Origin of the sequence: Pelagibius sp. Alg239-R121 (genome assembly GCF_947331435.1) — a bacterium.
Lineage (GTDB): Bacteria > Pseudomonadota > Alphaproteobacteria > Kiloniellales > Kiloniellaceae > Denitrobaculum.
Genome location: NZ_CAMZOF010000002.1, coordinates 59,811 through 81,004 on the forward strand (window position 1 = coordinate 59,811; position 21,194 = coordinate 81,004).

The following is a 21,194-nucleotide window of genomic DNA, read 5'->3' on the forward strand; positions in this document are numbered from 1 at the left end:
AGCCTCCATTCCTTATCGTCAGAGGCTGGTCGCCGCAGCGCGACGAGCACGAACGCAAAAAAGAAACGTGCCCCGACAGCATCGGGACACGCTCAGACAAACAAAATGCATTTTTTTGTTATGCGCCGATCAACTCGACCAATGACGCACGTGTCACAGTCGCGCGGTTCTGACCAAATGCGCGAAGGCTTTCGTTGTCGATCAAGGTCTCGACCTCCTGGGCGGTAATGCCTAGGAAATCCTGTACGTCCCTTGTCGGCACCATCAGTTGAATTGATTCCACCGACGTAAAGTTGGTCAGCGCCGGTGTCTTGGGTACCGGGGGATGAAAGACGGGAATGTCGATCGCCTCTACCTGAAAGAGGTTAGGCAGAGCTGCCTTACGCCAGTCCGTCGCAAGCTCCATCTCCGCCCGCAATGTCACGACGTCGCGCCGCAGTTGCAGGAATGCGGAACCGAAGTGCGTGCCGTCGGCCAATAGCACCTCGTTTTGTTCTGGCCGCAGGTTGTCCGCAGCGAGCGAGCGCAGGTACCATGCAAATTCGGTGCGCGAAGCAATGGTGGACTTTTCAACAATCGGAAGGCGCACCTTTGGTTCGTCTTCGCCGGAGAGGCCGAAATCCAAACCCAGTTTCGGACCGAAACTGCTCAACAGAGAGGCAGCCCCTCCGACAATTTCCCCTGCAACGGGAAAACCAAGAGCCCCGCCGGCGGCCTTGGCCAGGGTCGAAGCGATGCCGACCAGATCCGGCTGAAAGGCAGCACCGCCTGCAGCCTCCGGCGAGATGACACTGCCATCCTCGGACTCGATCACTTTGACAGCCTTGGTCTTGAAAGGGTCGATACCGAGGACACGCACCGGGGCGACCTCATCATCGGCCTGGATGATCTCTTCGCCGTTCTCGTCAAGCGGCACGATCCGGACACGCATCTCCATTTCATCGAGGCGGATGTCGTCCTTCAGGTTTTTCCGGTTACGCTCGCGCAGGCGGCCTGCTGCCGAGAAAACGATGTTCAGGGTCGGGAATGTGACGGCACTTAGGAGCGCCGAGACAGCCGACGAAACCTTGTCGTTGTTGTTGAGCAGAGCGAAGTCGTTTTTCGGGAAGACCTTCCCGAAGACGCCCAGATTGGCGTCCACGAACAAGTCAACGAATTCCTCCGGGTTGTTGGTAATGGTGGTCATTTTTGGCTCCTTCTCTTGGTCTGCGAGGTACAGTTCTCCCGTTCGCGCAAAGCAGATCTTGCGCGTCAAAGAGACCGTCCTGGTGAGTTGGGGAAACCAACCTGTCATTTTGGTTGGCCGTGTCAGTGTGCTGACAGGGAGACAACACCCATGGAAGAAATAAATTCCCGATCACCCTAAAAAAACGACCGGAATGCCAGCTCATCGAAGCCTAACAGGCTCCAAAAACCGTGTTCCGAACTGAACAGTCTGAGCGGCGCATCACCAGCGATAGCTCAGGCCCAGGAACGCCCCAAACTGGTTCGCACTTCCTTCGTCGGCGACCAGCGGACTGTCGGCGGCGTTGCCCAATAGACGACTGTACTCGGCACCGCCGAAGGCACTGATATTGTCTGTGATTTGGTACCCCAGATTGACGCTGAGACCTGCGTCTTTCAGGCCGGAGCCCGCGTTGTATTGCGTAAGACCGCGCAGCGAGGACGCCGATTGGGAGGCGGAGATCCCAAATGTGTTGTCCATGTAATCGCCGTTCGCCCAGGTGATATAGGGAGTAACGCCGAGGTGGAGCTGGTCATCAAACAGCGCCACCCCATATTCCAGTTCTGCCGTTGCGGTCATACCATCGCGGTCGCCCGTCAGGTCCCGGGTCATTTCGAGCCCCGCTTCGAGCGGCCCGAACGCGTAACCCAGCCGGGCCATCGCGACAGCGCCGACGTCCAGATCCCCGAGCCCTCTGAGCGCATCGTTGTCATCCTGATCGCGCCCGCCGTCGTAAAACAAGCCGATGTCGACAGAGAAACTGTCGTCACGATAGGGTGTCCCAATCAATCCGGGGCCTCCTTTTGTGGTCAGGCGGATTCTGTCCTTCCAGGAGACATCGATAATCGGCAGCGCGGTAAACTCGTAATCGTCAGAGCCTTCGTAATCAGGCCCGATCCCGGCCCCGGCACCAAGTTCGAAAGTCCAGTTGCTGTCGCGCGCGCCTTCGTCCTGCGCTGCTACGGAGAAAGGCCCAAAAACCAAAAGCGCAATGGCGCTGGCCAGCTGTTGAAGCCGCATAAAAACCCTTTCATGAATTCTAACTGAGGTCGCCTTGGCAACCTGACGGTCCGCCATTTATGCCGCGCACATTGCGCGTGCAGACGTGATTAAAGGACCACGGCTTTCAGCAAGCTGTCCGCTTCATGAAATAAAATTCAGATACTAGAAATGATATCGGGCGCCTGCAGCCCCTCGGCCTGGCCGGTGCCATTCCTCACCGAGCCCAGGCCAGATTGCAGAGTATCGACTACAGGGGAAAGAAGAAGGTTACGAGAGCCCCATCGCCCGCTGTCGTGCACGGTCGATATGATAGACAAGCGTGTCCATGGCGCCTTGCTCATCTCTTGCCTGCATGGCTTCGACCACGTTCAGGTGTTCTTTCATCACCGGAACCACATAGCCTTCGATGCGCGTCAGTTCCTGACGGATCAAGCGGATCTTCAAAGAGTTCACACGATAGGCCTTGGTTGCGATCTCGTTTTTTAAAGAATCAACCAACAGGTCATGGAATCCCCAGTCCACTGTCTGCGCCTTGGCTTCGAGTTCGGTGGAAATACCGAATTCCAATGCCTCGTCCAAAACCTCCTGATGCCGCAGCCTGATTTCCTCGAGCTGTGCGTCACTGGCCGTCCGGGTGCAGTGCGCGACGGCCTCTTTCTCGAGAATGATTCGGAACTGATAGGCGTCGCGTACAAGGTTGAAGTCGATGGCGGCGATCTGCATGCCACGTTGCGGCACAGTGGTGATCAGGCCTTCTGCCTCCAAGCGCGGTACCAGCTCCCGGATGGCGGCCAGGGTCATACCAGTCAGTTCGACCAATTCGCGCTGCGAGACGAACTGTCCTGGCCGTACATGGCTGGCAAGAAGGTGCCGCGTGAAGGACTGATAAGCCTGATCACGCATTTTTTCTACTGCCATAGCCCAACCTCGATTATTCGCTGTGATGCCATCGGCAGTGTCCCGGTTTCACGCGGCCTTGCGACTCTTCAGCAGATCCAGTTCCTGCTGCAACTGTGCAGCGACTTCTTCTTCGATCTTCAAAAGCGGCGCACGAACGCACGACCAGGCAGCTTCGTCGCTTTGCTGCGCGATCGCGGTTTTAATCGCAGGGATGAGCGGATGCTTTGAAAGCAATTCGACAAGATCGTTGATATAGGGTTGCTCAACACCATCCCAAGCCATTCGGCGAAGGGAGCCAGGATCGAGATTGGCCATGCCACAGATCGCACCTGCTCCGCCCTTGCGCACCGCTGCCGCCAAGTGACGCTCTTCACCGACCAGAATTGAAATGTCGTTGTGGGTCGCCAGCAAGGTCTGCGTGTAATCCCAGTCGCTGGTTGAATCCTTTACTGCAATAATGCTGCCGCCCAACGCATCGCGCAGACGCGCGATCAGATCCACGCTCAAGGCAACACCCGTCAAAGAAGGAATATTGTAGAGAATAATCTCCACGGACCCTCGATCGAGCTGCTCAAACACTGCCCGATACCAGGCAATGACCCCTTCGTCTTCGGGTTGTTTGAAATAGTAGGGTGGCGGCAGGAGCACCCGCTTGCAGCCTATAGACTGTGCGGCTTTAATTTGCGCCACGGCATCCATTACCGCTGTCGCACTGATCCCCGAGACAAGCCGGTCACCGGTGATGCCCGCCTCGTTGAAGCCTCCCAGAAGCCGGCAGCGTTCTTCCCAGGCAATCGACGCCCCCTCACCGGTCGTCCCGAACAGCGTAACGCTGTCACAGCCGCCCTCCAGGCAGGTACGGGCATGTGCCAGCAAGGCCGCATCCGCGATCTCACCTGACGGTTGGAAAGGTGTCGCCAAGGCAACCGAAAGGCCAAATCTCTCGTTCATAGCGCTCACACAATAACTTACAACGAACTAACATGTTACTCTGCGGATTTTGCGTTGCAAGCAGAGATTTATCGTGGCAGGCTTTTCCCAGAGCGTGTCGGTTCTTGACGGCAAGACGCGAGAACGTGATGTGCTCTCAAACAATGTGATGTAGAGGCTGATTCACGTTTTTAACTGTTTCATAGAAAAACGATCAGAATCAGGTTCAGTCAGTTGTTGGATTTCTTGCGTTAGATTTCCAGGCCGCAGCAACGCAGGCCGCGAAAAATAAATTCGGGAGGAACAAGATGAAACTGTTGAAACCGCTTGTGCGCACCGGCGCCCTGTCCGCTGCGTTCGCTGCCGTAACGCTCGTCTCGGCTTCCACCGGTTTTTCTGCCTTTGCGGCAGACAAAATTCAGCTACGCATGTCCACGCCGGCGACCGAAACCGATTTCCGGTCCCAGGGTTTGGCAACGACTTTCGCAGACGGCGTCAGCGAATTCGCTACTTACGAGCCACACTACAACGACACGCTCTTCAAGCAGGGTACAGAATTGGTCGCAATCGCCCGCGGCAATCTGGAAATGTCGATCACTTCGGCGCAGGAACTGGCGAAGCTGATACCGGAATGGTCGATCTTTACCGCCGGCTACCTGATGCGCGACGCGGAACACCAACGCAAGGTGTTCGAGGGCGAGATCGGCAAGGAGATGTACCAGCTCGTTGAAGACAAGCTTGGCGTAAAACTGCTCTCTGTTATGTATTTCGGGACCCGCCAGCTCAACCTGCGCATCGAAAAGGAAATCAAGACCCCGGCCGATCTGGACGGCGTGAAACTGCGCATGCCCGGTACCGACGCCTGGCAGTTCCTGGGCAAGGCCCTGGGCGCGAACCCGACCCCCATGGCCTTCACCGAAGTTTACACCGGGCTGCAGACGGGCGCGATCGACGGCCAGGACAATCCTCTTCCGACCGACAAAGATAAGAAGTTCTACGAGGTGACCAAGCAGATCGTTCTAACCGGTCATCTGGCGGACATGAATTTTCTCGCCTTCAGCAAAAAGACCTGGGACAGCCTCTCAGCCGATCAGCAGAAGACCGTAATGGACTCGGCACAAAAGGCGTCTGCAGAAATTTCGAAAACCATTCTCGCCAACGAAGCCCAACTGGTGGACTTCTTCAAGGGAGAAGGCCTGAAGGTCTACACCCCCGACGTAGCGTCCTTCCGTGATCGGGCTCAGAAAATGTATCTGGAATCTGATTTCTCCAAGGATTGGCCGAAGGGACTGCTCGAGCGCATCAACGCTGTGAAGTAGCAGGTTAAGCGAGGCATGAAAGCCGTTCGGCTTTGGCTGCATGCACGCGCGGATAACGTGGCGGTGGGTCTTCTCACCGCCATGTTTCTTTCCTTCGTCCTGCAGATATTCAGCCGCTATGTAATCAACCACCCGCTTGGTTGGACGCTCGAAGCCTGTCTGCTCGCCTGGCTCTGGACCGTCTTCTGGGGCTCGGCTTTTCTGCTGGAAGACAAGGATCACGTTAAGTTCGATATCCTCTACTCCAGCGTCGGGCCAAGGGTGCGGCGTGTCTTTGCGCTTTTCGCCGCCTTTGCGATCGTGGCCGCCCTCGCTGTTTCGCTGCCGGCAACTGCAGACTTCATTGCCTTTATGAAGATCGAAAAGACCTCCCTGCTTGGCATCCGCTTCGATTTTGTTTTCTCAGTCTATCTGATCTTCGCGGTCGCGGTCATCGCCCGCTATCTCCTGCGTGCCTACGCGGCCGTGCGCGGTCAAGAGTTCGATGGCGCCTCTAAACCCAGAGAGCCGGATGGTGAGGCATGAGCGCAGGATTCCTGCTGTGCCTGGCCACACTCTTCGGGCTCTCCGCCATCGGTGCGCCGATCGCCATTGCGATGATCGTGGCGGCGATCGTCTATCTTGGCTTGACCGGGCAGGATCTGGGGCTCGCCTCGGAACAAATTCTTCAGGGCCTTTACACCAGCTTCATCCTGCTGGCGGTACCGCTGTTCATCGCGGCGGCAAACGTCATGAATGCCGGCACGATCAGCGACCGGCTTTTACGGTTTTGTATCGCCCTGGTCGGGCGTTTTCGCGGCGGACTCGGCTACGTCAATGTGGTGGCAAGCCTGATCTTTTCCGGCATGTCGGGCTCGGCCATCGCCGATGCCGCAGGGATCGGCAAGATCATCATCCAGATGATGACCAAGGAAGGCCGCTACAGTCGGGGTTTCGCGGCGGCAATCACTGCCGCCTCGGCAACCATCGGACCGATCATTCCGCCCTCGATCCCCATGGTGATGTATGCGCTCGTCTCCGACACCTCCATCGGCTATCTCTTCCTGGGCGGTATCCTGCCGGGCCTGCTGATGGGGCTCGCCCTCATGGTCATTATCGCGGCCATCGCCAGGCGCAAGAACTTCGCTGTCGAAACCCCGACGCCCCTGCGCGCAATGCCCAGACTGACACTTCAGGCATTTCCCGCGCTGATGATGCCGGTAATCCTGCTGTTCGGAATCTATGGCGGCGCCACCACGCCCACCGAGGCCGCAGCCGTTGCCGCGGCCTACGCCTTCATTCTGGCAGCCGTTTTCTACCGCACTCTCTCAATGCGCTCGCTTTACGGAATCCTTTCCGACAGCGCGCGCTCTTCCGCGGCGGTCGGGCTGGTAATCGGCGGGGCGCTGATCTTCAACTTCATCGTCGCAAGCGAAAACATCCCGGCCACCGTCGCCGTGATGCTGAAATCCATAGAGTTATCGCCGATTGCGTTCTTGCTGCTGATCAACCTTTTATTGCTGGGACTGGGGTGCATCCTGGATGCCACCACTATTCTGCTGGTGATCGTGCCGCTCTTTATTCCGGCTTGTCGGGAGTTGGGGATTGATCTGGTCCACTTCGGTGTCGTGGTCGTGGTGAACACCATGATCGGCCTGATAACGCCTCCCTACGGCATCCTGCTCTTTGTAATCAACGCAACGACCGGCATTCCTCTACGCGCAATGATCCGCGAGATTGTACCGTTTTTCTGTGCGTTATTGGTGGCTCTCCTGCTCATCACCCTGTTGCCGGAGCTGGTTTTGTACCTGCCCAGGCAGTTCGGGTATCGTTGACCCCTGCCAATAGAGCATTTTCTGATCAGAGACGCGCCAGACAAATTCCCCCTGCGATCAGAGGGGGCACCGTCGTCAGAAATTGATAAAGCAAGGACGCGGCAACCGCAGCCTCCTGGTCGACGCCAAACGGGACCATCCCAAGAACAAAAGCCGCTTGAAGCGTACCTATAAATCCAGGGCTCGTGGGTAAAGCGAGGCCCACAGCAGCGAGCATCAGCACGACAATGGCGACGGCGACCGGGACCTCAAGCTGGACGGCTTGGAGGCTCAAACACAAGGTGATCAACATGACACCCCAGCTCGCCAAGCTCGTGGCCAGCAACTTCGCGATGAGAGTTCCCTGTCGCAATGCAGCCAACCCATCGAGGGCATCGTGGATCATGGTGCCCAGCCGCGACGCAACGGCTTGCGGGCAATAGGACAGAACCCAATCGATCATTGCCGCCGTCGCCGCGGGCCGGATCAGGATCGCCGCCAATGCCAGCGCCCCCAGCGTCAGGAGACCGGCCAGCGAGACCGCCACCTTCTCGGCAACGGGCGACGCAACATCGAGCGACCAGAGTGCCCAAACCAGGAGCAGGAGCAATGCAAAAAAGTCCAAGAGTTTTTCGAGAGCGATACCCGAAAGAGCTGCAGCCGCCTTGACCCCGTGATGTTTGGACAAAAGAAGCCCGCGGGCCGCCTCGCCGGCCTGAAATGGCAACAGCACGTTGCCGGCGTAACCGATCAGAACATAGGGCGTCAATTTAATCGGCGGGACATCGACGATCGGCCCGAGAAGATAACGCCAGCGCAGAGCTTTGCCAAAAAAGAACAGGCTGTAAGTAAGAAGCGCAGCCCCGGCCAGGAGGTAGTCGGTTTTGTGCTGCAGGATATCCAGAACGCCATCGACGTCTGTATTTGCGAAAACCAGCCACGCGGCGAAACCTCCAACTGCGATGCCGAGGAGAAGCAGCCGCCAGGTCTTCCCGGATTTCACCCCGCCATTCAATGGACTGTTCCTGGCGCCATCACTTGATCGGTGCGGCTAACAAATATGTCGCACCGACATCGGGCGCATCGTAGACTTTCTGAAGCCTGTCTCGCAGCGCCTTCACCTCATTGAATTCCGGCCAGTCTTCCAGCTTGACTCCTTTCGGCAGCTTAAAGAAACCGTCGAAAAAAATTAAACGCCCGCCTGTGTTCCAGGTTTCTTGGATCAAGTCGCGGAGAAGAAAATCGTCAAAGTCGCGCCCACGCGTTCGCGTGAACAACCCCCTGGTATCACCCTCCAGCAAGCTCTGGGAAACACCGGGCGCTTGGAACGCCCCAATCAACGCGACTTTTGCCGGCGAGAGATATCGCATCGCCTCCACCAATCCGGCATTGCCGGAAACGATGACCAGATCCTGCGGCTGAGCCTCCGCGATCACCCAGGATCCAGTGGCACGGTCGTATTCGTTCGCGGGATCCCACACCAGGGCCATACCGCCGACAGCATTGTGGAGGAACAACGCGGCCGCAAAGGCAATCACGATGCTTATGTTTCCACGTTTAATGCAGGGTTCGATAACGCCCACAGCGAACAGGATGACCAACGGTGGGAAGACCATGATCCAGGCTTCCAGTCCCGCCGGATTAAGCCGCCCGATGATCGCACCGTTGATTGCAGCCCAAAGCAGGACAACAAGAAACGGGCGTCGTTTTAGAAACGCAATCGACGGCCGCCAAATCGCTTTTAGAACACCGAGGGAAATCGCGGTCAGAGCAGACAGTGTAATGATGGGAAGATAGACCAAGGCGCCCGCGCGCTTGGCTAGGAAAACTTCCTCGGTAATGACGTTGCTGGAAAAAGCCTGCTGCACGAGTTTGACAATAGGATCGAAAGCGAAAATCCAATTGACCGAGGCGAAGTCATGCCCCAACGCAAAGGCCGAGCGGATCATGGAGACGAATACGGTTCGAAGCGAAAAGGGCGGCACGATGAATTCGTCGGCGCGCTGGGAAAGGAAGACCTTAAAAGTGTCAACGCCCAGAGGCTCCGGCCAGAAAACCAAGAACCCAATTAGATAGCCGCCGGCCACGACCGCGCCTCCCGCCGCCAAATAGAAACTCAGATGCAGAATCCGTGTCCGGTACAACAACAGAACGGGAAAGGCGAAGAACAGCGGAACAACACTGGGTTGATAAAATAGAACCGAGAGGCCGGCCAATAGACCCCATCCAGCAAAGGCCGAGATGACCGCCAACGCCGCCCCAACCCCTTCGAGGCTTCGGGATAAGCCGTGAAAAACCAGCAGAATCAGGAGGATGGCCGGGATATAGACTTCGGCTTCAGCTGCGTAACGCCAGAAGCCATAGCAACTGCCCAGGATGACGGCAGTCAGGATTGCGGTTGTTGCCGACAGCTTGAGATCCAAGACTGCAATGCGCATCAGCAACAACAACGACGCTGCAGCACAGACCGCCGAAAACCCCCGCATCAGGATAAGAGCAGAGATGTCCAGACCGAGCGAGCCCGTCGCGACGAACAATAGCCGCATGGACAGGTGATAGAGCATGAGCCGCGGATCCGAGAGGTAACCTGCCGAAAAATTTTCCGCACGGTAGGCGAAGGCATAGACATCGTCGGTTTCGCCGGCGTTCCCGGCCGCCGTCACCAGATAGAAGCCTGTGAGCAATAGAAATAAGAGAAGGCTGGAACGCCAACCGCCCTTCGCTAAGGTCGTAACCCAGGCTGGCGTGTTCGCTTCACGCTGTTCCGAACTCAATACCGGCGCCTCGTTCATACTCCAAAAACCGGTTCGAGTTTTGGGAGTTGGCGATGAGACTTTACGTCATCGACGAAGGCACCGATCGTCTGGACCTCGAATGCCCGGCGAAAGTTCCCCAGAATATCGGTCATGAAGGCGTTTTTGTCCTCACCCGGCCGCTTCATGCCCGGCAGATAATCGAGGGCGGCCGCATCGTCTCCGCCGAGAAAATCGCTGGCGTGCAGAAGAAACGACGGCGGAACGTTGCGGAGTTTGCAGAGAGCCAGCGCACTTCGGAAATAGCCGCGCGCCAAGGCGGGAGAAACATCCGCCACATAGTTCAGGTAGGTACCGTGATAGGGCAGACGCAATAACGGCAAGGTGGTCACCGGCGTTTCTATGATCGCACCATTGGAAAGGGACCAGCAATAAGGCCTCAAAGGCTGCCGTGCCTCTCTCATGCTTCCGTAGAGGCTATCCAAAACCCCTGCGTCGTTACCAACCTTCGACGCCTTACGGCGGTGCCAAAGGCGCGCCAGCAGTCCCAGACTATTCGGACAGGTCGAAGCATCGTAGTCATATCCAAGCTCTGCAAGAACTTCGAGCAGCACTGATGAAAGTCCAAATGCCGGTCCGCGAAATCCACGTGGGCTCTGCCCAGTCGCTTCGGCAATGGCCTGCTCGGCACGCTGGATTTCGTCTTTGATGAGGTCGCGCGATTGGGAATGCAAGGAGAGTTCGTGATCGTAGGAATGATTGCCGACTTCGTGGCCTCGCCTGACAATCTCCGAAAGCAAGTCCCTGTTTGCCGGTTCCGAAGCATCGCGGCCAATCACGAAAAATGTCGCTCTTAAGTCTGCCCGATCCAGAAAGTCGAGAATCCGAGGCAAAGCCAGGTTCAAAAACGAAGGGTAATCCCGCCAGGCCTCCAAGCCAAAGCTGCGCTGGTAGCACCAGAGATTGTCAAGATCGAGCGACAGAGTCGCCGGGGGCAACATAGAGGCCTTCTTTGTAATCCGGTTCATTTCGCGGCAGTTCCGGTCGGAACCTGTTCCGTCGCGATCAAAAAGGCCGAGGCCTCATTGGCAAGATTGACGCTTTCATCCACCGAGAGGGAACCGTTTACGATTTGCGCTGAGTTGACGATATACAATCCTGGGATCGATGTCGCCATCGGCGGGAGCTTTTCGCTGTAGTTCAGAGTCGAGACCGCAAGAACATGGCGGGTTCTCGTCACCTTAAATGACTTGATGTTTTCGCGCGCCAAGCCGGGGAACATGCGCAGTAACGCGGGGACGAAAGCGGCTTCAACCTCTTCGTCGGAAGCGCCAAGCAACGGATCATCCAGTGGCAGATACTTAGGCAGATAGACCAGATGCCGGCCACCGGTCTCGACGCGATCTATCAAGGTTGACATCTCAATGACCGTCGTAAAGGGAATAGTCTCGTCGGTGATATAGGTCAGATAGGCGCCACCAAGAGAACGGTCCAACAGAAGCGAGGCACACACGATCCCCTGATAGAGAATATCCTCGTGCTGCAGCCTTTCCCTGTCGTTGAGACCGGCGCAGACCTTTGTCGCGATCGGTGAAGCACAGGTGTTGACGACCCGGTCGAAGTGACGGACGTCTTCGCCCGCCGTCACCTGGAATCCATTGCCCGAAGACGTTACGGCGGTGACTGGCATGCCGGTTTCAAGAGTGACACCACCGGCTTGGAGCTTCTCTGCGAGGGTCGCCAGAATTCGACGGTAGCCACCAGGCACATAACCGAACATCTCGGTTTTCAAGCCGCCGCGCCGGGCCGCATAAAAGCGCCGGATTACCGACCAGATATAGGCCGCCGAGGCTTTTGCGTAGTTGTTTCCGAGTTTCGAACGCAGCAAAGGCCGCCAAAGGTTCTGGTAGGTCGTCTTTCCTGAAAGCCGGGTCAGCCAGGCTTCAGCACTCAGCTGCTCAAGCGGCCGGCCATTCTCGATGCGTGAACCGTAGATGATCGTCGCTGCCAGTCGCGCCTTGTCAATCAGGCCCAGCACCGGCAGGCGGATATAATCGATCGAATTATTGAGCGCATGCATCGAGCTGCCGGTATAGAAGTTCGTCTTAGTGACGCTCCAGCGCACATCCTGTTCCAGCCCCAGTTCCTCCAGCAACGCCCGCAGCCGCGCGTCCGAAAGCATGGTGACATGGTAATAGCGATCCCAGGTTACATCGCCAACCTGCCAGGCCGAAGCCAGACCTCCCAATGACGGCGCCGCCTCCAGCACAGTGACCTTTTCGCCGGCCTGACTGAGCCGGTACGCCAAGGTCAGACCGAGCATCCCCCCACCGACAATCGCCCAGTGGCGCGGTGCCGCTGCGGGCGCAGGCGTCCTAGCGTCCATCACTGTTGTCGGCATAGGAGGTTTGAAGCTCAGCGGTGACCGGCTCCGGCATAGGCCGGCCGAGCCAGCGCAGGCTCGCCAAACGGAACGCCAGCCGCAGGTGACCTGCGATGGTGCGGAAAATCTTGATTTTGGATTGCCCCAGCAAACGCGTCTCCAGTACCGCCGGATATTCGACAATCTTGCGGTTGGCCAGATCCATGCGCCCTAGGATTTCGGTCACGCCGCAAAAGCCTGGGTCGTAGACTGTGATGTCTTCGATGGCACGCTGCCGGTACAGGCGGAAACAGCTGGTGTAGCTGGTCAACTTATGACGCAGTACACAGCGGTACATAAAGGCTGAACCCCGGGACAACAGAGAACGCCAGGCTGGAACAGCAAGCATTGCACCCTGCGCATGCGCCGGCGACGCCGCGACCACATCGACATCCTCCTCCATCATCGACATCATCTCGAAAAGCTGGTCCGGCGAGAAAGTGCAGTCCGCATCCAACGCTGCAAGAAACTCGGTTCGCACCTGACCGAAGCCGGTGACCAGGGCAGCAGCAATGCCCTTATTTACCTCATGCCGGACCAGACGGAAGCGTTCGCGATCCCCAAAATACTCCTGCAGAAGTTTCCAGGTATCATCGCTGCTGCCGTCATCAACCAGAACGTAGTGCAGGTCGAACAGGCCGTCGCCCTGTGCTGCGAAGCGCGCCAGTGTTTTCTCTAGATAAGGCAGCGTCTCGGATTCGTTGTAGCAGGGAATAACCAGAGTGAGTGGGATATTGCCATCGCCATTCCCAATCTCCGGCACCCACTGCTCTGCCTCCGCCGGGCGTTCGGCGCTCGGACGCGGTGACGCCGCTTCAAGCGTCAGACCCAGGTGTTCGGCAATCGAAGTGAAATCGTAGCGCTCGAGATAATAACGGATCTTGTCGGGCATAGCCTCGAGGTTGCGGTAGTGCCGCAGCTGCTGAACGAAACTTGCCGCTGAAATCTTCGGCTGGTCAGGTTCCAATTCCCAACTGTGAAAGTAAAGCACCAGCGGATCCTGGTTGCCTTCGATCCATTTTTCAACACCGGGCCGAATGAGCCAGTCGGGCAACTGCCGCATGTAGTTGCCGCCGCTCATCAACAGCGGCTGTCCCAGGATCGAAAGGCGCGACGCGGGCACCTCGGTCACCGCGCCCAGAGGCCCCCGGTGCTTGTGAACCACGCCCTGTGCGGCGCCGGGAGCGCGCAGGCTTGAATCGTACGAGAAACCGGCGTCTGCAAGGGCATCCAAAGCCCAGGTATCTTGCGGGCCAATCCAGCCACGCCCGATTCGAAAGCCCTCGACAGCCTGCCCGGTTGCATCTTCCACCGCCGCCCGCGACCGGCGGACGTCTTTTGCGAAATCCTGCTGAGATAGTTCGCCGATCCGGTGGTGAAAATAGTTCTGGCAGGCGATCTCGTGACCTTCTTCAACGATCCGGCGCAAAATCTGGGGATGATTGTCGGCGATCCAGCCGCAGCTGAAGAAAGTCGCCTGGCTGCCGGTCTCGGCCAGAAGTTCCAGCGTGCGCTCGGTGTTACGCTTCAGGTTGGTTTCGAAACGACCCCAGTAGCCACTGGGGATAAGATGACTGAAAGCCCCGACCTGGAAATAGTCCTCGACCACGACCGTCAGAATATGTTTGCGGTTCAGCTTGGTCTCCAGGGTCACTGCACGGCCCTCGTCTGCTGCACCTGACCGGTTAGAAAGTCCACGAATGCCTGAGCGATACGTGCAGAGCTTTGCGCGTCGCCAAAGGGATTCGCAATGGGCTTGATAGATGCGATCCACTTATTCAAAGCGTCGCAATCGCCCAGCAACTCCTCGAGCTGTCCAGGCCCCTCACCGGCCAGTTTGGCAACGCCGGCATCGATAGCCTCCGGACGTTCGGTCACGCTGCGCAGCACCAGCAAAGGTTTACCCAGACTGGCGACTTCCTCCTGCACTCCACCGGAATCCGAAACGATCAGCCAGGCGGCCTGCAGCAGCCGCACAAAAGAAGGATAGTCCAGCGGTTCAATCAAGCTAACCCTCTCACTATCGGAAAGGATACGCTGCACGGTCTCCTTGACCATTGGATTGGGATGCACGGGGACGACCAGTGCCGTATCGGGACGCTCCATGATGAAGGCGCGCAAGGTTCGCAGGTTTCGATCAAGTGTCGTGCCGAAGCTTTCACGCCTATGGGTCGTCAGGACGACCGGTTTCAGGCCTTTAAGGTTTTCCAGCAAGACGTCGAGATCAGGAGACGATTGTGACTTTTGGATCGCGTTTTGTAACGATGAGACCACCGGATTGCCGGTTACAATGATATCCTGAGGCGCAATTCCCTCGCGTACCAGTTCCGCACGATTGCGCCGCGTCGGTGCGCAATGCAGCGAAGCGACGTGGGAAATCAGACGTCGATTTGTCTCTTCAGGGAATGGATTTGCCGGGTCGCCGGTGCGCAGACCTGCCTCGATGTGGGCGACAGGAATGGCGCGCATCCGTCCAGCCAGGGCGCCCGCAAGAGCACTGGTCGTATCTCCCTGTACGACGATCAGATTGGGCTGCACCTCCGCAATCACCAGGTCCAGCGCGGCAATTGTCTTGGAAAGCAAGGCATTCAGCGATTGTCCAGCGGACATTACGCCCAGGTGATAATCGACTTCGGTATCGAGAAGCCCGAGAAATGCCGGAAGCAAATCGGCCTGCTGAGCCGTCGAAACAATGGTGACACGGACCTCGTCGTAGCGGCCGAGCTGGCACGCGACTGGAGCGACCTTGATCAACTCAGGCCGGGTTCCGGCGATAATCATTATGCGGTCGCCGCTGGCAGAAAAAACCTTAGTCATTAACTTTTTATATCAAATAGTTGATGCCGGATCGGAAAGCGTCCAGCCAAGCCATGCCCGAAATTTGCCACAGCCCGACCGATCTTAAGTGATAACCACCGCTATTCATACGTCAGATTGATTAAAAAAGTATCCGCGGGTTGTGCGAATTCACGTGCGAGATCAATGGGGTCGTAAGGTTAGGGTGGCAGACGCGCCAACCAGTTTGAAAGTGCAAAACACCGACCAGATGCTGAGTTTCTAAAGCAAAAGCCGAATGAAATAAGCCATCGCTCTCAAATCTCACCCACATGGGGCACGACAACCGCACAGATTCATTCTATTGTTATTGCTCAATTTTTGAGCGTCGATGTCGGCGCAAGAGCCTGATCATTTGCTCGGAAACAGAGAAAAACTTGCATCAGTCTCTATTTTTGAACTAACAGCGCGAATACGCTCTTGATCGGTTCGATCATGAACGATCGTACTCCAAGGTTTACTTAACGATGTATAACAGTGACGCCCAAAGCCCTACAGCAGGCTTTTTCGCCTGGACGACCCAGCTTGCCGAGGATTTTCGTGAAGAGGTCCTGGCGATCCACATCCAAGCGCTGGACCGTTCTTTTTTTGCGACGACCAAGGGCATGACCTATTCACGGGTGGAGAAAATCGACGATTCTTCAAGCCGTTAGCAAATTTCCCGCTGAGCCTTGGGCTAATTTAGAATCCGCAATCCTCCTGCAGCAACTCCGCCCGCCGTATGGTGCCGTCGTTGGCCTTGTATTCGTAGACAACTTTCCTGACAGGCCCTTCCAGATAGCTTTTCAGATCGACACAGGCGACGAGCATCGTCCACTTGACGTATTCCGCATCGAAGCTGTTATCGTCCAACGTGGGGAGGTCGATATCCAAATGATAAGTCAAAGACTTATCGGATAGATTCGTCGACATTCTCACCAACGTTGTCTCTTCGTCGATCTCCATCGGCAGGGTAAAATTCTCAAACCGGATGCCGGTCGCAATGTCGTGCCATGAAGGCAGAATCAACCCGAAAGTCACTGCCGCAAGCTGGAACGAACGAAAGATGCCGATGACGGCTAACAGGCTTGCAAGCCATCCCCAGAAACCGCGCTTTCGCTTGTAGGCCGCGGCATTGATAATGGCGATCGCGACAAATATTCCCCAAACCAGCTCAAATACGGTCAAACCGTATAGAGCGTTCTGATACAGCAAATCACTCTCGAAATACGCCGCGATGTAATGAGAGATTGCAGTCGAGGCGATGGTGACGACCAAACCGCCCAAAACACCCCACAGCCAATAGGTCTTCGCCAGCCCGGCTTTGCCTTTGAATAGATCGATAACCAATGTCACTGACTAAAATAATTTCCTGCGTAGTACCGGATCACCAAAAGACAATCGCTTTAAATCTATTCGCATCTGATGTTGCCTGTCTGGACGGCAACCTGCGAACACTCATCCAGTGATACGAAGCAGGACAGGAAATAACAATCAAAATTGAATATTAACCACATCTCTCAACTTAAACGGGGCATAAAATAAAATGCCACGGCTTTCCGCCAACGAAAGCTCTTGCAATCCTACCCCTTCGGCTGGCGCAGCCATCCACGCTGTAAACTCAATCGCTCTGCCGATAAGACCGAGCGGTCTCATGGCATAAAACAGGGGGTGTCGAACGGCGCATCAGTCGCGCTTTCTCATTCTTAGACACCGCCGAGCTCGATTTCGGGACTCAGGCCATTTTGCCCTGGCATCGACTGAACAATGGACAAGCGGTCTTATAGTGGCATTCCTCTGACACAACATTGTCTCACGTTACCCATGCTTCCCAAGTTCATACTGCGACTTATATACTGACTTATAGCCACTCCTTTCGAATTTCATGCGCTGCGTATTTTGAGGGCATCTCAATTCAATGTCCCGCACTGCGTCCTCGATATTGTGTAAGAACGCAGCCCAACGTTTGTTTTGCTTGGGCCTTTGAGCAACGACGGAAAGTCAAATCTGTTCCGTCATCTCTTTGGAGGCTGCGCAAGATAGTTGGTGTTACCGGACCATTTGGATACTCGCTATGAAGCAAAGTGCCGATCACCGCGATAGATCCGCCAATCCAGGTCATGCTTGGGCCGCCAGTGATCCTGCACCCGTCGAAATCCTACTGTTTGGATCGTTGCAGGTATGGTCGCAGGGCGCATCGATACAGCTGAAGGGTGTTAAGGATGGCGCATTCCTCTCAGCTCTCGCTGCGGCACCCGGGCTGAGCCTCTCACGAGACAGCCTTGCCGGAATGCTCTGGGAAAACAGTAGTGAACGACACGCGCGCGACAGCTTAAAGCAAACACTTCTAAAGACACGACGGCTGCTCGATCCCACAGGAATGGACGTAATCTGCGCCGATCGCGATGCGATCTGGTTCAATGCCGGTCAGGTCAGGGTTGATGTGGCGGAGTTCACCGGGATGCTTGCTGATTCCTCTCTTCGGTCCGTCGACACCGCCATAGGGCTGCGACGGGGTCCATTTCTGGAGGGCCAAGCGCCGGTCGGGCAGGAATATGATGGCTGGTTGTTCGCGGAACGGACAAGGCTCGACCGGCTCTATTTAGATGCGGCGATGGGCATTATGAGGCAAGCCGAGCTCGCCGGTCGAACTGAGCGCGCGCTCGAGGTCGCAAAAAGGGTTTTGTCCGTCGATACAGAAAATGAGACGGCAGCGAGATGCCTGATGCGTCTTCTTTCGCAGCATGGCGAACGCCGCGCGGCACTACGCTTCTATGATTCCTTGCGCGAACGGCTGAACGATGAGTTTGCGATTCAACCCCAGCAGGCGACCGTCGATCTCTACAACGCGATCCGTAAGCCGTACAATCGGCGTAAGACAGAGTTGCCGGCAATCGTCGAGCCGGGTCCAGTGCCGGCAAAAGCGCCAAACCCTCAAGAGATCTCGATTGCAGTGTTGCCCTTTGCCAATTTGGGGCCGGACCTCGTGGATGATTTCTTTATCGATGGCTTGACGGAAGATATCGTCACCGACCTTTCCGGTGCGGTCGGAATCTCTGTCGCGTCGCGTCACACCACCCTCGCGATGAAAGAGCACGCCATTGGCGCAGTGCAGGCGGCGCGGCACTTTGCGGTCAGTCACGTTCTTGAAGGCAGTGTCCGGCGAGAGAACAACTGCCTTCGGGTGACGGTCCGGCTCATCGATGGGCATAGCGGGCACCAGATCTGGGCACAACGCTACGACCGCGGGGATGAAGGCGTATTTGCGCTCCAAGACGAGCTATCGCGTGATGTTGCAGAAATCCTGAAGGTCAAACTCTCGGCCGAGCGTCGTGGCGATGGCAGCCTGTCCGGCACCAGATGTCTTGAAGCCTATGAGGCTTACCACAAAGGCCGCGCGTTCTATCTCAGGGGCATGAATTCATTCAGCCTTCGGGTTTCGCGTATGTTGTTAACACGCGCGATCGAGCTGGACCCAGGCTACGCCCTCGCCTACGCGCAACTGGCTATTTGCGAATCCTACCTGGCGATGAGCCTGATCAACACAAACGCGGAATCCTGTTTCGAGGCTTGCATGGAGCACAGCCGCAAAGCGTTAAAACTGGATCCGTTCCTCGCCGAAGCTCATGCCGGCAAGGGCCTCGCGCACTATGCCGCCGGGCAGTACACCGAAGCTGGTATAGACCTGGATGCCGCGATCCGGCTCGACGATTCGCTATTCGAGGCGCATTTCTTTCAGGCGCGCAACAAGCATCTTCTTGGCCAGCGCGACGAGGCCGCCTGGCTGTTTGAGCGTTCAGCGGCATTGAGACCAAATGACTTTCGGGCGGTTGGGTTATTGGCTGAGGAATATCTGGCGCTGGGGTGTGGCGACAAAGCGCGTTTCGCCTTTGGACGATGTCTCATGCGGTTGAAGGCCGAAGTTGAAATCCATCCCGACAACGCCGGCGCCCTGGCATTTGGCAGTGCAGTGCTTGCCCACCTCGGCCACACAAAACAGGCAATCGATTGGGCGAACTGGGCACTGGCGATTGGGCCTGAGGATTGCCTTATTCACTACAACAGTGCGCGAACGTGGATGATTCTGTCACGCCCAGAAGATGCTCTTACCGCATTGGAAGCCGCATTTTCCATGCCCATCGTCGTGCGCAAGCGACTGGCAATGTGGATGGCCTTCGATAAGGATCTGGAACCGCTCGCGGGAAACCCTAGGTTTGAGCGTTTACTTGCCTGTCGGTCCGATCCCCAAGCCTGACGGCCAGAGCGGGTTCACTCCGCCTGTAAATCGCCCAGGATCATTCTCGTCGATCCGGATCCACTCTATAGTGCGATTACCTTAAACAGACTCAGCGAAAAACGATCAGACTCTGATCCGCGGGAGCAGAAAAACCCCCGGCAGATCCGATTCACGCTGATTTCACGCACCGCATAACGCGGGCACGCAGGATGCCATGAGAGACTTTTTTTCATTGAAGTGTTGGGTGGAGACACCCGACTGGCCATGTGGCCGATTAATGAGGAGTCATTTTATGCATATATATAAAACCATCTTTTCCGCCGCGGTTTTGATCGCACTCGCGATTCCGGCACAGGCAAAAAAATGTGATTGGCGAATCACAGGTAAGTTCAATGTCGAACATCAACTCGATGAAATGGAGCAAAAGTTTGGCCAGAAGCAGCCGTTGAGAAACATTCAAGTTAAGATTTCCGGCAAAACCGGCTCGGCCCTGCCGTGGGGCGAATGGGGGACGGTGCGCACAAACAGCGATGGCGAATTCTCTCTGTCCAAAAGCAAATCCTGCGCGGATCGGTACTTTAAGGTCCAGGTGAAGTTTGAAGACAACGAGTTGGAATTGCGCCACGAGCATTCAACCATCCCAACAAACAAAAAGGTCAAGTGGTACGAGGCCTGGAACAGCGCAAACCTGGGCAACAAAAAGCCGCCATCACGCGTTGACATCGATACCCTTACCTTCGGTCGGGGGGCTGGTATCTCCGGCAATCACGAGCGTGCTGATTTCCAGGTTTACCGGCATGCTGAGATGTGGACAGTCTACAAATTGCTGATCGATGTGCTTGAAGATTTCGGGCCGGAATACGGCTTCGAAGGGAAATTGATCGCCAAGTATCCGCACAATTCCCTTCTCGCGGGTGACGCCGAAGCCAGCTACACCAATCCTATTACCAAAGTCGTGTACATTCATAAGGATGGCAACACCGACGATTTCAACATGGATACCCTGATACATGAGGCCGCTCATCGTCTCTTCTATACCAAGTTCTATGGTGAAGGCTGTCTGACCTGGGATTTGATCCTGACCTTTGACACCCATGATCTAGCTCCCAATTCCTGCTCGGCCTTCCACGAAGGGGCCGCCGATGCCTTCCAGCAGCGCTTTGAATTCGAGCAGTTTGGCGAAGAGATGGAATTGCCTGATAACAGAGCACGCCTCGCGAGTGGCAGCGGAATGGCCGCTGCCGTGCCGCGCCCGAACCTTGTCGAACGGCTGGACGATGGCTGGACGTCGATCTTTATGTCGATGATGAACGAAGGACTTGGCCGCTTGAAATTTGGATCCGCCGATGAAGCCTCGGGGCGGGCGCGCCAAGGGAGTTTCCTGGGCACCTGCAGCACGCCCAAGGTCAACCTCAAGCGCATGATCAAGATCTTCCTGTCGAATAGCGAAAAAGGTTTCTTCCGTGATTTGACCCAGGATGAAACGCGCATGGGTCCATTCCTGGCGCGGGCGGACGCACTCCTGGCCAACTTCGATGAAGATCATGCAGCCGCAATTTCCGCTGTTCATGACAGTCGGTTGGAAAGCGAACCGTCAGACTTTATGTGCGAGGCCGCGGAGGTCGTGCGTGGTGACAAACCAAGAGACCTCTCTGATCGGATAACGGGCCCGGTCACGCGTCCCTGAAAGTTCGGCAGGAATCACCATGGTCGACGTGCTGTTCGCGCAAGATCATGAGCAGCACTGAGGCCTGCCGATGTTCCCAGGAGCCGGCAAGATGCCATCGACGGCAAGGAGC

The 21,194-nt window shown here is 56.4% G+C and carries 17 protein-coding genes; 6 read left to right on the forward strand and 11 right to left on the reverse strand.

Features of this window, described 5'->3' with window-relative positions; all coding sequences use genetic code 11:
- Positions 1-118: 118 nt before the first annotated feature.
- The 4 genes from QMZ18_RS07560 to QMZ18_RS07575 all read right to left on the reverse strand — a co-directional run bounded on the left by QMZ18_RS07560 (position 119) and on the right by QMZ18_RS07575 (position 4,078).
- Complete coding sequence (locus QMZ18_RS07560) at positions 119-1,186, reverse strand: hypothetical protein (RefSeq protein WP_282605668.1); 1,068 nt, start codon at positions 1,184-1,186, stop codon at positions 119-121.
- Positions 1,187-1,447: 261 nt separating this feature from the next.
- Positions 1,448-2,245, reverse strand: coding sequence for a MipA/OmpV family protein (locus QMZ18_RS07565; RefSeq protein WP_282605669.1), 798 nt, complete (start codon positions 2,243-2,245; stop codon positions 1,448-1,450).
- Positions 2,246-2,494: 249 nt separating this feature from the next.
- Positions 2,495-3,145: a GntR family transcriptional regulator gene (locus QMZ18_RS07570; protein WP_282605670.1), complete on the reverse strand. Its 651-nt coding sequence runs from the start codon at positions 3,143-3,145 to the stop codon at positions 2,495-2,497.
- A 48-nt stretch (positions 3,146-3,193) separates the two neighbouring features.
- On the reverse strand, positions 3,194-4,078 hold the full coding sequence (locus QMZ18_RS07575; protein WP_282605671.1) for a dihydrodipicolinate synthase family protein: 885 nt from the start codon (positions 4,076-4,078) through the stop codon (positions 3,194-3,196).
- Positions 4,079-4,365: 287 nt separating this feature from the next.
- Here QMZ18_RS07575 and QMZ18_RS07580 point away from each other — a divergent pair, with 287 nt between their 5' ends.
- From QMZ18_RS07580 to QMZ18_RS07590, 3 genes are read left to right on the forward strand one after another with little or no spacing between them, the layout of a single operon-like run.
- Positions 4,366-5,376 (forward strand): sialic acid TRAP transporter substrate-binding protein SiaP, encoded by a 1,011-nt coding sequence (locus QMZ18_RS07580; RefSeq protein WP_282605672.1) that lies wholly within the window; start codon positions 4,366-4,368, stop codon positions 5,374-5,376.
- Between the two features lie 15 nt (positions 5,377-5,391).
- A complete protein-coding gene (locus QMZ18_RS07585; protein WP_282605673.1) occupies positions 5,392-5,901 on the forward strand; it encodes a TRAP transporter small permease in 510 nt (169 codons plus the stop codon).
- Positions 5,898-7,190 carry a TRAP transporter large permease gene (locus QMZ18_RS07590; protein ID WP_282605674.1) on the forward strand — a complete coding sequence of 431 codons (1,293 nt, stop codon included), beginning with the start codon at positions 5,898-5,900 and terminating at the stop codon, positions 7,188-7,190. Before QMZ18_RS07585 ends, QMZ18_RS07590 begins: the two co-directional genes overlap by 4 nt.
- Positions 7,191-7,215: 25 nt before the next feature.
- Here QMZ18_RS07590 and QMZ18_RS07595 read toward each other — a convergent pair whose 3' ends face one another.
- Genes QMZ18_RS07595 through wecB form a run of 6 tightly spaced genes read right to left on the reverse strand, consistent with a single transcriptional unit; the run spans position 7,216 to position 15,161 of the window.
- Positions 7,216-8,184 (reverse strand): lysylphosphatidylglycerol synthase transmembrane domain-containing protein, encoded by a 969-nt coding sequence (locus QMZ18_RS07595; protein ID WP_282605675.1) that lies wholly within the window; start codon positions 8,182-8,184, stop codon positions 7,216-7,218.
- A gap of 19 nt (positions 8,185-8,203) precedes the next feature.
- The gene (locus QMZ18_RS07600) at positions 8,204-9,961 is read right to left on the reverse strand and encodes a hypothetical protein (RefSeq protein ID WP_282605676.1); all 1,758 of its coding nucleotides are present in this window, start codon (positions 9,959-9,961) and stop codon (positions 8,204-8,206) included.
- Positions 9,958-10,950, reverse strand: coding sequence for a polysaccharide deacetylase family protein (locus tag QMZ18_RS07605; protein ID WP_282605677.1), 993 nt, complete (start codon positions 10,948-10,950; stop codon positions 9,958-9,960). The genes QMZ18_RS07600 and QMZ18_RS07605 overlap by 4 nt, the downstream gene beginning before the upstream one ends.
- Entirely contained in the window at positions 10,947-12,308 is a 1,362-nt protein-coding gene (locus QMZ18_RS07610) for an NAD(P)/FAD-dependent oxidoreductase (protein WP_282605678.1), read from the reverse strand. Before QMZ18_RS07610 ends, QMZ18_RS07605 begins: the two co-directional genes overlap by 4 nt.
- Complete coding sequence (locus QMZ18_RS07615) at positions 12,298-13,998, reverse strand: glycosyltransferase (protein ID WP_282605679.1); 1,701 nt, start codon at positions 13,996-13,998, stop codon at positions 12,298-12,300. The genes QMZ18_RS07610 and QMZ18_RS07615 overlap by 11 nt, the downstream gene beginning before the upstream one ends.
- Positions 13,995-15,161, reverse strand: a complete 1,167-nt coding sequence (wecB, locus tag QMZ18_RS07620) for a non-hydrolyzing UDP-N-acetylglucosamine 2-epimerase (protein WP_282605680.1) — start codon at positions 15,159-15,161, stop codon at positions 13,995-13,997. The genes QMZ18_RS07615 and wecB overlap by 4 nt, the downstream gene beginning before the upstream one ends.
- A 485-nt stretch (positions 15,162-15,646) precedes the next feature.
- On the opposite strand from wecB, the gene QMZ18_RS07625 reads away from it, so the two are divergent.
- Positions 15,647-15,832: a hypothetical protein gene (locus QMZ18_RS07625; RefSeq protein ID WP_282605681.1), complete on the forward strand. Its 186-nt coding sequence runs from the start codon at positions 15,647-15,649 to the stop codon at positions 15,830-15,832.
- A gap of 28 nt (positions 15,833-15,860) precedes the next feature.
- Here the strand turns inward: QMZ18_RS07625 and QMZ18_RS07630 are convergent, their stop codons facing one another.
- Positions 15,861-16,514 carry a hypothetical protein gene (locus QMZ18_RS07630; RefSeq protein ID WP_282605682.1) on the reverse strand — a complete coding sequence of 218 codons (654 nt, stop codon included), beginning with the start codon at positions 16,512-16,514 and terminating at the stop codon, positions 15,861-15,863.
- A 718-nt stretch (positions 16,515-17,232) separates the two neighbouring features.
- Here QMZ18_RS07630 and QMZ18_RS07635 point away from each other — a divergent pair.
- Together QMZ18_RS07635 and QMZ18_RS07640 are read left to right on the forward strand one after the other, a co-directional pair.
- Positions 17,233-19,413, forward strand: a complete 2,181-nt coding sequence (locus QMZ18_RS07635) for a BTAD domain-containing putative transcriptional regulator (protein ID WP_282605683.1) — start codon at positions 17,233-17,235, stop codon at positions 19,411-19,413.
- Between the two features lie 274 nt (positions 19,414-19,687).
- Positions 19,688-21,082, forward strand: a complete 1,395-nt coding sequence (locus QMZ18_RS07640) for a hypothetical protein (RefSeq protein WP_282605684.1) — start codon at positions 19,688-19,690, stop codon at positions 21,080-21,082.
- Positions 21,083-21,194: the final 112 nt, after the last annotated feature.

Bases quoted from the DNA above. Each gene is read 5' to 3' on its own strand.
- QMZ18_RS07640 (WP_282605684.1), top strand. From the start codon at position 19,688: ATGCATATATATAAAACCATCTTTTCCGCCGCGGTTTTGATCGCACTC.
- QMZ18_RS07565 (WP_282605669.1), bottom strand. From the start codon at position 2,245: ATGCGGCTTCAACAGCTGGCCAGCGCCATTGCGCTTTTGGTTTTTGGG.
- QMZ18_RS07570 (WP_282605670.1), bottom strand. From the start codon at position 3,145: ATGGCAGTAGAAAAAATGCGTGATCAGGCTTATCAGTCCTTCACGCGG.
- QMZ18_RS07575 (WP_282605671.1), bottom strand. From the start codon at position 4,078: ATGAACGAGAGATTTGGCCTTTCGGTTGCCTTGGCGACACCTTTCCAA.
- QMZ18_RS07580 (WP_282605672.1), top strand. From the start codon at position 4,366: ATGAAACTGTTGAAACCGCTTGTGCGCACCGGCGCCCTGTCCGCTGCG.
- QMZ18_RS07590 (WP_282605674.1), top strand. From the start codon at position 5,898: ATGAGCGCAGGATTCCTGCTGTGCCTGGCCACACTCTTCGGGCTCTCC.
- QMZ18_RS07600 (WP_282605676.1), bottom strand. From the start codon at position 9,961: ATGAACGAGGCGCCGGTATTGAGTTCGGAACAGCGTGAAGCGAACACG.
- QMZ18_RS07605 (WP_282605677.1), bottom strand. From the start codon at position 10,950: ATGAACCGGATTACAAAGAAGGCCTCTATGTTGCCCCCGGCGACTCTG.
- QMZ18_RS07625 (WP_282605681.1), top strand. From the start codon at position 15,647: ATGTATAACAGTGACGCCCAAAGCCCTACAGCAGGCTTTTTCGCCTGG.
- QMZ18_RS07610 (WP_282605678.1), bottom strand. From the start codon at position 12,308: ATGGACGCTAGGACGCCTGCGCCCGCAGCGGCACCGCGCCACTGGGCG.
- QMZ18_RS07585 (WP_282605673.1), top strand. From the start codon at position 5,392: ATGAAAGCCGTTCGGCTTTGGCTGCATGCACGCGCGGATAACGTGGCG.
- QMZ18_RS07635 (WP_282605683.1), top strand. From the start codon at position 17,233: ATGAAGCAAAGTGCCGATCACCGCGATAGATCCGCCAATCCAGGTCAT.
- QMZ18_RS07560 (WP_282605668.1), bottom strand. From the start codon at position 1,186: ATGACCACCATTACCAACAACCCGGAGGAATTCGTTGACTTGTTCGTG.
- wecB (WP_282605680.1), bottom strand. From the start codon at position 15,161: ATGACTAAGGTTTTTTCTGCCAGCGGCGACCGCATAATGATTATCGCC.